Genomic DNA, 13,187 nt, shown 5'->3' with positions numbered 1-13,187 from the left:
GCTCCCACATGGGGTCAGTGGTGGTCCTAGATTCTTTTGAACAGCGCCGAACGCTGGGTCGACTCGCCTGCGTCGGCGGCACTGTAGAAGCGCTCCATGAAGATGTCGCGCTCGAACAGCCGTCCCTGCATCAGGCAGGTGATGGCCGAGTCGATCATCACCGGCGGTCCGCACAGGTAGGCCTTGCGACTGCTGAAGCGGCCGTCGAAATGCTGCTTCGCGGCGTCATGCACGTAGCCCTTGAACCCGGTCCACTCCGGGTCCTCGACCGCCTGGCTCAGCGCCGGTACATAAGTGAAGTTGGCGTGATCCCGGGCCAGGCCCTCGAACAGTTCGCGGTTGTACAGTTCGGCGCGGTTGCGCGCGCCCTGGAACAGCACGATCTGCCGAGAATCGCCGGCCTCCAGCAGGTCGAGAATCATCGACTGCGGACTCGACAGGCCCGAGCCGCCGGCGATGAAAATCAGGTCGCCACTCTGGGACCCGCGAACAAAAAACTGCCCATACGGACCCGACAGCTCCACGGCGTCGCCCACCTTCAACTCATCGTGAATCATGCCGGTGGCCAGCCCGCCCTCGACCCGCCGTACATGCAGTTCGATTTCATCAGCACGGCTCGGTGGATTGGCCAGCGAAAACGCCCGCGTGCCTTCGATGCCGGGCAACTGCAGGTTGATGTATTGCCCCGCCTGGAAAGCCATCGGCCGATCGAGCTTGAGGTGCACGCCCTTGATCGTCGGCGACAGGTCCACCAGGGCACTGACCACCGCGCGGTAGTCTTCGACCGGATGCCCGAGGAAGTCGGGGTCGGCATCGATGTCGGCCTCGATCACCATGTCGCTCTGGGGGATCGCGCAGCAGGCCAGGACCTTGCCTTCATCGCGCTCCATGTCCATCAGCGCGAAGGACGACGCCGCGCCCAGGTCCGCTTCGCCTTCCAGCACCTGGACCTTGCAGGTGGCGCAGGTGCCATGGCCGCAGGCAAACGGCAACCAGACACCCTGGCGCAACGCGGCCTGGAGGATGGTCTGGCCCTCTTGCACTTCGATCTGCTCGCCCGTGGGTTCGATGGTTACTTGGTAGCTCATGACCCTGTCCTCAGTTGAAGCTGCCGGCAATGCCGTTCAAGCCGGGGGTGTCGAGGTGCAGCAGGCTTTTGTGGTCGATGCCGTTGGCGATCAGGCTCGCTGCGTTGTCGGGGGTGAAGGGATGGTCGTTGAGGCGCCACCGCGCCTGGCTGAAATCGACCTTCGCCGCGTCCGGGTGTTGGGTGATCGAAGGCTTGACCACCTGTTCGATGAAGTCGCCGAAGGGCATGGCCGGTGGCAACGGGAACGTGAACGGGGCGCAGAACATCAGGTGTTTTTCCCAGCACAGGTACACCAGTTGCAGGCCATGGAAGTTTTCCTGGCGGTCCAGGGGTTGGGCGCTGTAGGCGCCGATGGCAGTCACGGGCATGATCGTTTTCCTTATTCTTGTCAGTGGAAAAGGTGGGAGCGGGCTTGCTCGCGAATGCAATTTCACATTCGACATTTGCTTGGCAGACCCACCGCCTTCGCGAGCAAGCCCGCTCCCACATTGGATTTCGGTTGTGTCAGCTGGCCTTCTGCAGGTCTGGGTCGGCCGGCGCGCTGTTGCGGTCATTCGGATGCCAGTCCTGCCAGCGCCGGTGCTCGGTGGAGCCCAGGTACTCGAAGTTGTCCTGGCCGGGGTTGATGTTGTAGTAGTCGCGCACCACCGACTCGACGTCGCCGCCACCGCAGTTGCCCTGCAGGATCTGGTGCACCGGCAGCCAGGCCTGGATGTACTTGGTCGGCTCGTACTCGAAGATGTCGCAGCAGCCCTGGGAGCAGAAGTGATAACGCTCGCCTTCGTGCTCGGCACTGCGATGGCTGAGGGTGGTCGGGTCATCCGGTTCGCCGAACGACAGCGGGATCTGGCAGATCTGGCACAGCATCGGCAAGGTCGGGTTGTAAAAGCGCTCGCCCTTCTCCTGCAGCGCACGCCAGTGTTCGAAGCGTGGGCGGTAGATCTTGTCGAAGGTGTCCGGGTACTTGGACGACAGCCAGTCCAGTTCTTCGTCGGTGGGCATCCAGGTGTGGAAGTTGGTCGCCTGGCTGTACTGATAGAAGATCGACCAGGCCTGGTGGCTGACGTGATCCTTGCCGATGTTGGCCTCTTCGACGTGCTTGGGCGGACGGATGCCGTAGCGCTCCAGGTCCTTGAACAACGCCCCGCCCGCCTCTTCGAAATACACGCCCCAGGCTTCGGACCAGGACATCACTTTGTTGGGCAGCATGTAGTCCATCATCATCCCGACCAGGGTCAGCAGGCGGTAGCCGCGCCAGAACCACTTGTCGATCCAGCGCTGGATGATCGGCACGTTGTCTTCGTGCTGTTCCAGCAGGAACTTGATCACTTCCAGGCCCAGGGTCATGTGCCGCGCTTCGTCCGATTGCGCCGAGAAACCGAAGGTCACCGTGGCCATGTCACCGTTGAACGCCGCGCCGGACATGAACGGCACGAACAGCAGGTTGGTCAGCACGTACTCGAAGGAAAACGAGATGGCCGTGAGGAACTCGAACGGACCCGCCGTGCGCGCATCTTCGAAGAACGACTTGGGCACCGACAGGAACCACACCCGGTCGTGCATGTGAGCGAAATCGTGCAGGCCGTTGAAGTGCTTGTTGTAGTGACTCATGGCGTGGATCTGGGTCTGCACGTGGCGCAGTTCGTCGATGGCCTGCATCTGACAGGCGATGCGCGCACCGGCGCCGCTGAATTGCCGCCCTACCCGGGCAAAGCCTTGATAGGCCTGGTACTCAAGCGGCGTGACGCCGGACAGAAACAGCTTCAGCGCGTTGACGTAGCGGGCGTCGGACAGCGTGGTGTGGCCGTTGTTCTGCGAGAAGGCATCGAAGATCGCGTAGAGCTTCTTCTCTTTCTCGGCCTGGTATTTCCAGTAGGTGTCCATGGTCAGGCGGAACGGGTCTTCCCACTTGTCCCAATCGGTGATCTTGATGCCCTCGAAGCGTTCGTGGGGATAGATGTCCTCGTGGGTCTGGTAGCTCGGCTCCCAGTCCAGGTCACGGGTCATGCAGCGATACTTTTCTTTGGCATTGAGGCGTTTTTTCACGGCCATGATGGCACTCCCGAATTCTTGTTATGGATCAAACCCTGGCGGTTGTTCAGCTGTTCCAGTGCAGGGAAAAACTGTCGTCTTCTTCCTCGACGTTGCCGCCCAGGGTGATCACGTACATCAACATTTCCTGGATGTCCCAGGGGCTGCCGGTGAGCTGCTCCACGGTCTCGCGGCGGATGTCCAGGCGGCCCGGCGCCTCGATGCGGATCATCGACGGCTGGTGCTGGATCTCGGCATGGGGGTTGTCCTGCACGATCGCGTCGACGATCGAGCGGGCGTAGTCGGTGTCCTGCAGGTTCATGTAGACGAGGGAAGTCATGCTTGCGCTCCGGTCAGGTCCAGCTTCTTCAGACGTGCCGCGAATTCGCTGCACACCGCATCCAGCGCCGACGCTTGAAGGCCGAACCCGGCCAACGGGCGCAGCGCCTCCACCGAACGCTGGCTCCAGTGATCGACCCAGCCCTGGACCAGGGCCTTGTTGGCCGGGCTTTCCTTGACCACGGTCTTGATCAGCGCGTCGACCCAGCGCTGGCTCTCGGCGAACCACAGGCGCATGAATTCGGTGAGCATGCCGACCTGGCCGGCGCCGTTGGCCGACAATTGTTCGTCGAGCTTGTGGAACAGCAGCGGGTACACCAGGCCATCGCTGACCAGGTTTTGCGCCACGGTCAATTCGAACCAGTCACGCACTACCAGCGTGTCTTCGACGTAGCGGCGCATGCCTTGCCACGCCGCGTCGTTGAGCCATTGCTGCTTGGCCTGGGCCAGCAGCAACACGTCGCCGTCGTCGAGCATCAGGCCGATGCGCGACAGGTACTGGGCAATGCCCAGACGGTCCATGGCCTGGAACATGTGCATCTGGGTGACGCTGGTGCCGAAGCCATCGGCGGCAATGTTGCTGTTGTTCATGTTGGCGCCCATTTCGGCATGGCGCAGGGGCAACAGCAGCTTGCTGATCAGTTGGACGTTGGCGGCAGACAGGCCGGCGAGCATGTCGCGCTTCTCGCAGAAGGCGTAATCGTGCTCGGCGTTTTCCTGCATCTTCGCCCGGGCCTGGACGTAGGCGCCGTAGTAGTACTGGCGCGGGTCGCTGACGGCGTACCAGTCGGCCATGACCACGGCGGTGCGAGTGGCGTCGTTGAGCAGTTTGTCCGGCTGCCACAGCGGCCGGTAATGGAAATTGGTCGCCGATTCCAGGTCGAAACTGGCTTCCTGATAACGGCTGGCAACCTTGTCGCCAAACCGGCGACGGGTGTGGCTGAAGGTATTGCGGATCGTCTCGACGGTGGCCGTCTTGATCTCGACACTCATGGAGTGGACTCCTGTGGTTATTGTTCTGTTGGGCTGCGCGGCTCAGTCGGCGTCGCGGGTTTCGCCGTAGCGCCACTTGCGCGCATCGGCGTCCAGGGCCTCGCACATCTGCGCGTCCATGTGCTGCACCTGGTTGTTTTCGCAGAACTGCACGAACGCCTGGCGCGGCAGCACCAGTTCGACGAACAGGTCGGGAAAGCCGATGGCGAAATCGAATTCGACGAAGGTGTCATCAGGTCCGCTGCGTACGCGGATGTAGCGCGGCATCTGATCGAATGGGCTGGCGGTCGGGCTCATGTTCGGGTACTCCCTTGTTCTTGTAAGGGGTACGGAGCAACAAGGGTGCCAGCGCCGTGAATCGGCCTTGAACTAAATTTTTATTCTTTTAAATACAATTACTTATGATGAGCATCAGGGTATAAATTGAGGTTCGACCTAGAGCAGACAGGCGTGCGCTGATCCAGGCAATTTGATCATTTGCTCAATCGACCCCGGCCCTTTCGAGCAAATGACCAATCACGTGGCGATTGACTTTTCGCTCGCTTTCAGGCCGCTTAGAAAAAGGAAAACCGGCCTGCCCGGCGTCAACGAAACCGGTCCCCACGATGCGTAAAAAAACCGCCATGGCCTGAGCGGAACGCGTCGCCCACCCCCAATAACTACAACCAAGGGGCGCAGTGAATGATCACCACGTACAAGGCTTCGCAACAGCCGCCACCGCTCAAGGACCTGAGCGACCAAGTGCGCTTTCTCGGTTGCGAAGGCAAGATCTGGCTGGACGAACAGCGCATGCTGCTGATCCAGGTGTCGATGATGGCGTCGTTCCGCCGCGAGCTGATCGAGATGCTCGGCGTCGAGCGCGCCAAAGGTTTTTTCCTGCGCCTGGGTTATCAGTCCGGGCTCAAGGACGCTGAACTGGCGCGCAAACTGCGCCCCCACGGCAGCGACGTCGAAATGTTCTTCACAGGTCCCCAGTTGCACTCGCTCAAAGGCATGGTCAACGTGCGTCCGCAGAAGATCGACATCGATCTGGAGAAGGGCGAGTTCTACGCCGACATCGAATGGCAGGACTCCTTCGAAGTGGAAAACTGCCAGACCGAAAACCTGCATTCCGAGCAACCGGTGTGCTGGATGCTGCTCGGGTATGCCATCAGCTACAGCTCGTTTTTCCTCGGCCGGCAGATCATCTACAAGGAGGTCAGTTGCCGGGGTTGCGGCGACACCCAGTGCCGGATCATCGGCAAGCCCGCCGAGCAGTGGGACGACGCCGAAGAGATCATGCGCTACTTCCAGAGCGACCCGATCATCGATGAACTGCAAGCCCTGCAGGTGCAGGTCGCCAACATGCGCCAGCGCTTGCAGATCGAGGCCGGCAAGTTCTACGGCATCGGCCAGTCGGCGGCCTATCGCCGCACCTGCGCGCTGATCGACAAGGTGGCCCCGGGCAAGGCCTCGGTGTTGCTGCTGGGGGAAACCGGCGTGGGCAAGGAAGTGATCGCCCGCAGCCTGCACTTGCGCAGTGAACGCGCCGGCGGGCCGTTCATCGCTCTCAACTGCGCAGCCATTCCGGGGGACCTGATCGAGGCCGAACTGTTCGGCGTGGAAAAAGGCGCCTATACCGGCGCCCAACAGTCCCGGATGGGCCGTTTCGAGCGGGCCAACGGCGGCACGCTGTTCCTCGATGAAATCGTCGAATTGACACCGCGGGCACAAGCCACGCTGCTACGGGTCTTGCAGGAACAGGAGCTGGAACGGGTGGGTGATTCCCAGACTCGCAAGGTCGACGTACGGGTGATCACCGCCACCCATGAAGACCTGGAAAACGCCGTCAAACAGGGGCGTTTTCGTGCCGACCTGTTCTATCGCCTGAACGTGTTCCCGGTGCGGATTCCGGCCCTGCGCGACCGTCGGGAAGACATCCCGCTGCTAATCGAACACTTCCTGGACAAACTCCATACCAGCTATCGGAAAAAGACCCTCGGCCTGTCCGACCGGGCCATGGAGGTGTGCCTGCATTACGACTGGCCCGGTAACATCCGCGAGCTGGAAAACCTGATGGAACGCGGGGTGATCATCACCGACGAAAACCAAAGCATCGCCGTCGACGCCCTCTTTCCCCATTCACCGCAACTGGCCGACAGCATCGGCGTGGCCAGTGACGGCCGGCTCACCCGCTCGACGCCGACGCCTGGCCAGGACTGGGTGGACAGGATCATCGACAGCGGCATCGCCCTGGACTCGGTGGAGGACGCGCTGATTCACGCGGCCATGGAACGCAGCCACCAGAATGTCTCGGAAGCGGCGCGCCTGCTGGGCCTGACCCGCCCCGCCCTGGCCTATCGCCTGAAAAAATCCCCCGCGGACACACCGCCGGCCAAGGGTTGATCATTTGCGCAATCGGCGTGGAAGGCATTGATCAATTGCTCAATGCCGCCACGATCCCCTGTAGGAGCGAGCTCGCTCGCGATGCACGTCAACGATAACGCGGGAAACCAGACGCCCCGCGGCGGACCTGCGTTTTTCGCGAGCGAGCTCGCTCCTACAGAGGGCAGTGTTTGAGCATTGCCCCCCTCCCTCGCCACAGGTTGTTTTCGGTCGCTCCACCCGATGGCGTTACAACAACGGAATCGCGTAGTTGATGATGAACCGGCTCTGGTTCACATCCCGGCCCGCCTCGGTATTGGACTGGCCGTTGCGCAACGAGAATCCGACGTTCTTGAACGTGCCGGACTGGACCACGTAGTCCAGGGTCATGTCACGCTCCCACTCCGATTGATCCCCGCTGTTCTGCGCCTTGATCCCGGTGCCCTTCAGATACACGATCGACGCCTTCAACCCCGGCACACCCAGCGCCGCGAAGTCGTAGGTGTACTGCCCGAAACCGGTGTTCTCGCCGGCGCGGGCGAAGTTCTGGATCATGCGGTCGGTGGGCAGGTAGACGCTGCCGCCACCGGCGCCCTTGTCCGGCAGGCTGCCCTGGTTGGGCTGGACGAAGTTGCTGCCGTCCCCTACCTGCTGATAGCCCAGTGCGACCGAGTGGCCACCGTTGGCATACGTGACCATCGCCGCCCAGGTGCTGTTGTCGATTTCGCCGTTGTTGTCTTCGGTGTAACCCGACGCCCGATAGCCCTGCGCCCGGCCCGCCGCCGAGCTGTTGGCGCCGCTGGAGGTGGTGCGGAAGTAGCGCAGGTCGGTGGTGATCGAACTGCCACCGCCCAGCGCCAGCAAGTGGGTCAGGCCGAAGAAATTCTGGTTGTAGAAGTCTTCCAGCTGCGCGAAGTAGTACTGGGCCTTGAGGGTCTTGGTGACTTCGTAGTCGCCACCGGCGAAATAGAACTTGTTGCTGTCGCGCACGGCCCCGGGCACCGACAGCCCGGTGCGATCCGTCGAGGCACGGCCAACGGCCTGCTCCAGCAAACCGCCGGTCAGGGTCAGGCCATCGACATCCTTGGAAGTGACCTGAGTGCCGGTGAACGACTGCGGCAACACCCGGGCATCGTTGGCCAGCAGGATCGGCAATTTCGGCATCAGCGTGCCGTAGCGCAATTCGGTCTTGCCCAGGCGCATCTTCGCCGTCGGGCCGAAGCTGCTCCAGGTGTCGGCCGCGCTGTCGCCGTCGGAAGGGATCATGCCGCTGCCCTGGTGGTGTCCCTTGCCGCTGTCCAGGGTCACGCCCAGCAAAGCCTGGGCATCCAGGCCGAAACCGACGGTGCCCTGGGTGAAACCGGACTCATAGCGCAACACGAAACCCTGGGCGCTTTCTTCGGTTTTCGAGGGGTCGGCGGCGCCGTCGCGGTTGTCGCTGTTGAAGTACAGGGTGCGCATCGACAGCGTGGCCTTGCTGTCCTCCAGGAAGCCATGGCTGTCGGCGGCCTGGGCGCCCATCGCGCCGCTGGCGAGGAGGATGGCGGGGATTGCTCGTTTGAACATTACAGGGGCTCCTGGGTATTTCTTATGGTTATTGGGGTCATGCGTCATCAAATCCGGCGCGCAAGGGGCCGCGCCCGATGGGTAGCCATGGGTGTCGATAGTTTTGGGGTGTACCTGCTTTCCTGTGGGAGGGGGCTTGCTCGCGAAGGCGGTGTGTCAGTCGAAATAAAGTACGTCTGACACACCGCCTTCGCGAGCAAGCCCGCTCCCACAGTTTGGAATTGCCAAACGCGGCATACACACTCGGTTGGAAACCGTGAAACTCTTAAAACATTTCGAGCCGCGATTATCAAACGCGGTGAAAGTAGTTTTCGTGCAGGGATAAGGCTTGTCGCGCACGGGCATGGGTTGACGTCGTATCTGAAAATCCACCCCACGGGTTTTCATGGTCGATACTCAGTAGTCACCCCTGTACCGAGGAGCCCGACGATGTCCCTGACTCTGTACTACCACCCGCTCTCATCGTTCTGCCACAAAGCGCTGATTGCCCTTTACGAACTGGACATGGAACACGAAAAGCGCCTGATCGACCTGTCCAGCGAAACCGACCGGGCGGCACTCGAAGCGCTGTGGCCGTTGATCAAATTCCCGGTGATTCGCGATCACGCCCGGCAGCGCACCGTGGCGGAATCGAGCGTCATCATCGAGTACCTGGACCACTTTCACGCAGGTCAGCAGCGGTTGATTCCGGAGCATTGGGACACGGCGTTGCAGGTTCGCCTGTGGGACCGTTTTTTTGATCTGCACGTGCAGGGGCCGATGCAACAGATCGTCGCCGATCGCCTGTTCGCCAGTCATGGCGACCTGAGCAAGCAACGGGCCGCCCTGCTGACGGCCTACAACATGCTGCAACGGCAGTTGGTCGAAGACAGCTGGGTAGCCAGCCCGGATTTCAGCCTGGCCGATTGCGCCGCGGCGCCGGCGTTGTTCTATGCCAGTACGCTGGTGGCGTTTCCTGAGAACTGCCCGCGGGTGAGTGCCTACTTCGAGCGGCTTTGCCAGCGGCCGTCGGTACGGCAGGTCATAGAGGAGGCCAAGCCGTGGTTTGCCTATTATCCGTTTGCCGAGGCCATACCGGGGCGTTTTCGCTGAGCGCCGGGGTTGGATCGATGTTGGCTGTGCTGACGTCATCGCGAGCAAGCTTCGCCTACGGGCGCACAAACTTTCGACGCCGGATGAGCGTTGGCCCGGCCCTTGCTTTGGCTGATTTTGCCGGGGGAATGTGGGGCACCCTGCGGCATCATTGACTGCGGAGGTGAGCATGGCGGGGCAATCAACGCTGGCGGTTTTTCTGGCTATGCTGGCAGCTATCGTGATCGTAATCACCGCGGTGGTGGTGGCCGCCGCTGCGGCGCTGGTCAGCGCCGCCACACTGACCGCCATCGGCCTGGCCGAACGGCTCCTCCCCGACATCCAGCCCCTGGCGGGCCTGGCCCTCACTCCCTACCAAGCCACGCTCATGGCACTCATGCAGGCCTGCGGGCTGACGACCATCACCGAGTTCATGCAGCAGGTGAACCTGGTGATCATCACCGCCACCCTTTGATGGTTCACACAGTCCAAAGGTGGGAGCGGGCTTGCTCGCGAAAGCGGTGTGTGAGTCAGTAGAGATGCTGGATGTGCCGGCCTCTTCGCGAGCAAGCCCGCTCCCACAGGGTTCTGTGGCGGTTCACACCATCTTCTGACCGGCGTCAACGATAACGCTGGCTATCTGGATACTCGCGTTACCCGGACGTTTTTCGCGAGCAGGCTCGCTCCTGCAGCGTGCCCGATCACAGGGAAATTCCCCGATATCGGGGGTGACGGTTGCGAGTCTGGCGATCCGGGCCTATGGTCCAGACGAGGTAATGCCGCGACCCGTACAACGGGTCGACGGCCATCCACCCAGGATCTTTGCAGCGAGGTGATGACATGCCCAATGACGCCCGCCCTGCCGTGCTCGAACTGATCGGCAACACGCCGCTGGTTCGCGTCAGCCGTTTCGATACGGGTCCCTGTACCTTGTTTCTCAAGCTCGAATCCCAGAACCCCGGCGGTTCGATCAAAGACCGCATCGGCCTGGCGATGATCGATGCCGCCGAGCGCGACGGTCGCCTCAAACCGGGCGGCACCATCGTCGAAGCCACTGCCGGTAATACCGGGCTGGGCCTGGCCCTGGTCGGCCGGGCCAAGGGTTACCGCGTGGTGCTGGTGGTGCCGGACAAGATGTCCACCGAGAAGGTCCTGCACCTCAAGGCCATGGGCGCCGAGGTGCACATCACCCGCTCCGACGTCGGCAAGGGCCATCACGATTATTACCAGGACGTCGCCGCGCGCCTGGCGGCGGAAATTCCCGACGCCTTCTTCGCCGACCAGTTCAACAACCCGGCCAACCCCCTGGCTCACGAATGCAGCACTGCGCCGGAGATCTGGGCGCAGACCCAGCATGATGTCGACGCGATCGTCGTCGGCGTCGGCTCGGCCGGCACCCTGACCGGCCTGACCCGCTTTTTCAAACGCGTGCAACCGAACCTGGACATGGTCCTGGCCGACCCGATCGGTTCGGTAATGGCGCAATACAGCCGCGATGGCACCCTCCCCACCCCTGGGTCCTGGGCCGTGGAAGGCATCGGCGAAGACTTCATTCCATCGATCGCCGACCTGTCCAGCGTACGTCACGCCTACTCGATCAGCGACGAAGAAAGTTTCGACCACGCCCGTCAGTTGCTGCGCGCCGAGGGCATTCTCGGCGGTTCGTCGACCGGCACCCTGCTGGCGGCGGCGCTGCGCTATTGTCGTGAACAGACTGAACCGAAACGGGTGGTCAGTTTCGTCTGCGACACCGGCACCCGGTACCTGTCGAAGGTCTACAACGACCAGTGGATGTCCGATCAGGGCTTGCTGGCGAGCAAACACTATGGCGATTTGCGCGACCTGATCGCGCGGCGTTTCGAGGATGGCCGCGTAATCAGCGTCGGCCCGGACGACACCCTGCTTACCGCGTTCCAGCGCATGCGCCTGGCGGATGTGTCGCAACTGCCGGTGCTGGTGGACGGCAAGCAACTGGTGGGGGTGATCGATGAATCCGACATTCTGCTGAACGTGCAGAATGGCGCGGCGCATTTTCGCATGACCGTCACCAGTGCGATGACCGACAAGCTGCAAACCCTGGCGCCCGACGCCAGCCGAGATCAGCTGCAATCAGTGCTCGACCGCGGGCTGGTGGCGATCATCGCCGATGCCTCGGGCTTCCATGGCCTGATTACCCGGGTCGATATGCTCAATCATTTACGGAGAACCCTTGCATGAGTCAGCACGATAAAAACGCCGCGTCACAGGGCTTTGCCACCCGGGTGATCCACGCTGGGCAAATCCCGGACCCGACCACCGGCGCGTTGATGCCGCCGATCTATGCCAACTCCACCTATCTGCAAGACAGCCCCGGGGTGCACAAGGGCTTCGACTACGGGCGCTCGCACAACCCGACCCGCTTCGCCCTGGAGCGCTGCGTGGCGGATCTGGAAGGAGGCACCCAGGCCTTTGCCTTCGCCTCCGGGCTGGCGACGATTTCCACGGTGCTGGAACTGCTCGATGCCGGTTCGCACATCGTCTCCGGCAATGACCTGTACGGCGGCACCTTCCGCCTGTTCGACAAGGTGCGCCAGCGCAGCGCCGGGCATCGTTTCAGCTTCGTCGACCTGACGGACCTGGCCGCCTTCGAAGCGGCGTTGCAGGACGACACGCGCATGGTGATGGTCGAGACGCCGAGCAATCCGCTGCTGCGCCTGTCCGATCTGGCCGCCATCGCCCGCATCTGCCGGGCCCGGGGCATCATCTGCGTGGCCGATAACACCTTTGCCAGCCCGTACACCCAGCGTCCGCTGGAGTTGGGTTTCGACATCGTGCTGCACTCGACCACCAAGTACCTGAACGGCCACTCCGACGTGATCGGCGGCATCGCCGTGGTCGGCCAGAACGCCGCCCTGGCCGAGCGCCTGGGCTTTTTGCAGAACGCGGTGGGGGCCATCGCCGGGCCGTTCGACGCCTTCCTCACCCTGCGTGGGGTGAAGACCCTGGCGCTGCGCATGGAGCGCCACTGCAGCAACGCGCTGGATCTGGCGCAGTGGCTTGAGCGACAGCCGCAGGTGTCGCGGGTCTACTACCCGGGCCTGGCATCGCATCCGCAGCACGAATTGGCGCGCACCCAGATGCGCGGCTTCGGCGGGATGATCTCCCTGGACCTGAACACCGACCTCGCCGGCTCCAAGCGCTTCCTGGAGAGCGTGCAGATCTTCGCCCTGGCCGAGAGCCTGGGCGGCGTGGAAAGCCTGATCGAACACCCGGCCATCATGACCCACGCCACCATCCCCGCCGACACCCGCGCGCAGCTGGGCATTGGTGATGCGTTGGTGAGGTTGTCGGTGGGGGTTGAGGATGTGGAGGATTTGCGCGCGGACCTGGCACAGGCACTGGCACAGATAGCCTACACCTGAACACTACCCACCCCGCAGAAGCGTCGCTTGCCAGCGATAGCGTCAGCCCGGTCGCATTGATGTTGACTGTGCCGGCGCCTTCGCGAGCAAGCCCGCTCCCACAGTTTGATTAGGGGGGATACATAATTTTTGTTTACTGAAGATGCACTGTGGGAGCGAGCCTGCTCGCGATGGCGGTGGGTCAGGCACAGAGGATATCGGCTGTACCGGCCTCATCGCTGGCAGGCCAGCTCCCACAGTTTGATTGGGGGGATACACAATTTTTGTTTACTGAAGATCCAATGTGGGAGCGAGCCTGCTCGCGATGGCGGTGGGTCAGGCACAGAGGATAT

Annotated in this window: 12 protein-coding genes; 5 read left to right on the top strand and 7 right to left on the bottom strand. The window is 62.3% G+C overall.

Annotation, left to right across the window (positions count from 1 at the left end; genetic code table 11):
• Positions 1–26 precede the first annotated feature (26 nt).
• The 6 genes from B0W55_RS25930 to B0W55_RS25905 all read right to left on the bottom strand — a co-directional run bounded on the left by B0W55_RS25930 (position 27) and on the right by B0W55_RS25905 (position 4,750).
• Positions 27–1,088, bottom strand: coding sequence for an NADH:ubiquinone reductase (Na(+)-transporting) subunit F (locus B0W55_RS25930; protein WP_077048768.1), 1,062 nt, complete (start codon positions 1,086–1,088; stop codon positions 27–29).
• Between the two features lie 10 nt (positions 1,089–1,098).
• Positions 1,099–1,458 carry a phenol hydroxylase subunit P4 gene (locus B0W55_RS25925; protein WP_077048767.1) on the bottom strand — a complete coding sequence of 120 codons (360 nt, stop codon included), beginning with the start codon at positions 1,456–1,458 and terminating at the stop codon, positions 1,099–1,101.
• Positions 1,459–1,594: 136 nt separating this feature from the next.
• Positions 1,595–3,142: an aromatic/alkene/methane monooxygenase hydroxylase/oxygenase subunit alpha gene (locus B0W55_RS25920; RefSeq protein ID WP_077048766.1), complete on the bottom strand. Its 1,548-nt coding sequence runs from the start codon at positions 3,140–3,142 to the stop codon at positions 1,595–1,597.
• Between the two features lie 46 nt (positions 3,143–3,188).
• Positions 3,189–3,461, bottom strand: coding sequence for an MmoB/DmpM family protein (locus B0W55_RS25915; RefSeq protein ID WP_077048765.1), 273 nt, complete (start codon positions 3,459–3,461; stop codon positions 3,189–3,191).
• Positions 3,458–4,453 (bottom strand): aromatic/alkene monooxygenase hydroxylase subunit beta, encoded by a 996-nt coding sequence (locus B0W55_RS25910; protein ID WP_077048764.1) that lies wholly within the window; start codon positions 4,451–4,453, stop codon positions 3,458–3,460. Before B0W55_RS25910 ends, B0W55_RS25915 begins: the two co-directional genes overlap by 4 nt.
• A 42-nt stretch (positions 4,454–4,495) precedes the next feature.
• Positions 4,496–4,750, bottom strand: coding sequence for a phenol hydroxylase subunit (locus tag B0W55_RS25905; protein WP_077048763.1), 255 nt, complete (start codon positions 4,748–4,750; stop codon positions 4,496–4,498).
• A 384-nt stretch (positions 4,751–5,134) separates the two neighbouring features.
• On the opposite strand from B0W55_RS25905, the gene B0W55_RS25900 reads away from it, so the two are divergent.
• Positions 5,135–6,838 (top strand): sigma-54-dependent Fis family transcriptional regulator, encoded by a 1,704-nt coding sequence (locus B0W55_RS25900; RefSeq protein ID WP_077048762.1) that lies wholly within the window; start codon positions 5,135–5,137, stop codon positions 6,836–6,838.
• A gap of 228 nt (positions 6,839–7,066) precedes the next feature.
• On the opposite strand, the gene B0W55_RS25895 is transcribed toward B0W55_RS25900, so the two are convergent.
• The gene (locus B0W55_RS25895; RefSeq protein WP_077048761.1) at positions 7,067–8,383 is read right to left on the bottom strand and encodes an OprD family porin; all 1,317 of its coding nucleotides are present in this window, start codon (positions 8,381–8,383) and stop codon (positions 7,067–7,069) included.
• Positions 8,384–8,812: 429 nt separating this feature from the next.
• Here B0W55_RS25895 and B0W55_RS25890 point away from each other — a divergent pair, with 429 nt between their 5' ends.
• The 4 genes from B0W55_RS25890 (at position 8,813) to B0W55_RS25875 (ending at position 12,855) form a co-directional block, all read left to right on the top strand.
• Positions 8,813–9,475: a glutathione S-transferase family protein gene (locus B0W55_RS25890; protein WP_077048760.1), complete on the top strand. Its 663-nt coding sequence runs from the start codon at positions 8,813–8,815 to the stop codon at positions 9,473–9,475.
• Positions 9,476–9,695: 220 nt separating this feature from the next.
• Positions 9,696–9,929, top strand: a complete 234-nt coding sequence (locus B0W55_RS25885) for a hypothetical protein (RefSeq protein ID WP_139340979.1) — start codon at positions 9,696–9,698, stop codon at positions 9,927–9,929.
• Positions 9,930–10,294: 365 nt separating this feature from the next.
• A complete protein-coding gene (locus B0W55_RS25880; RefSeq protein WP_077048758.1) occupies positions 10,295–11,671 on the top strand; it encodes a pyridoxal-phosphate dependent enzyme in 1,377 nt (458 codons plus the stop codon).
• Entirely contained in the window at positions 11,668–12,855 is a 1,188-nt protein-coding gene (locus B0W55_RS25875) for a PLP-dependent aspartate aminotransferase family protein (protein WP_077048757.1), read from the top strand. Before B0W55_RS25880 ends, B0W55_RS25875 begins: the two co-directional genes overlap by 4 nt.
• Positions 12,856–13,187 lie beyond the last annotated feature (332 nt).

Source organism: Pseudomonas sp. KK4 (assembly GCF_001984065.1).
In the GTDB taxonomy this organism is placed as follows: Bacteria; Pseudomonadota; Gammaproteobacteria; order Pseudomonadales; family Pseudomonadaceae; genus Aquipseudomonas.
The sequence above is the reverse complement of the archived record's forward strand: the minus strand, read 5'-3'. Positions and strand labels throughout refer to the sequence as shown.

What these genes read in the sequence shown, in the direction of transcription:
- B0W55_RS25880 (WP_077048758.1), top strand. Translation starts at nt 10,295, where the DNA reads ATGCCCAATGACGCCCGCCCTGCCGTGCTCGAACTGATCGGCAACACG.
- B0W55_RS25910 (WP_077048764.1), bottom strand. Translation starts at nt 4,453, where the DNA reads ATGAGTGTCGAGATCAAGACGGCCACCGTCGAGACGATCCGCAATACC.
- B0W55_RS25905 (WP_077048763.1), bottom strand. Translation starts at nt 4,750, where the DNA reads ATGAGCCCGACCGCCAGCCCATTCGATCAGATGCCGCGCTACATCCGC.
- B0W55_RS25915 (WP_077048765.1), bottom strand. Translation starts at nt 3,461, where the DNA reads ATGACTTCCCTCGTCTACATGAACCTGCAGGACACCGACTACGCCCGC.
- B0W55_RS25930 (WP_077048768.1), bottom strand. Translation starts at nt 1,088, where the DNA reads ATGAGCTACCAAGTAACCATCGAACCCACGGGCGAGCAGATCGAAGTG.
- B0W55_RS25895 (WP_077048761.1), bottom strand. Translation starts at nt 8,383, where the DNA reads ATGTTCAAACGAGCAATCCCCGCCATCCTCCTCGCCAGCGGCGCGATG.
- B0W55_RS25890 (WP_077048760.1), top strand. Translation starts at nt 8,813, where the DNA reads ATGTCCCTGACTCTGTACTACCACCCGCTCTCATCGTTCTGCCACAAA.
- B0W55_RS25900 (WP_077048762.1), top strand. Translation starts at nt 5,135, where the DNA reads ATGATCACCACGTACAAGGCTTCGCAACAGCCGCCACCGCTCAAGGAC.
- B0W55_RS25920 (WP_077048766.1), bottom strand. Translation starts at nt 3,142, where the DNA reads ATGGCCGTGAAAAAACGCCTCAATGCCAAAGAAAAGTATCGCTGCATG.
- B0W55_RS25925 (WP_077048767.1), bottom strand. Translation starts at nt 1,458, where the DNA reads ATGCCCGTGACTGCCATCGGCGCCTACAGCGCCCAACCCCTGGACCGC.
- B0W55_RS25875 (WP_077048757.1), top strand. Translation starts at nt 11,668, where the DNA reads ATGAGTCAGCACGATAAAAACGCCGCGTCACAGGGCTTTGCCACCCGG.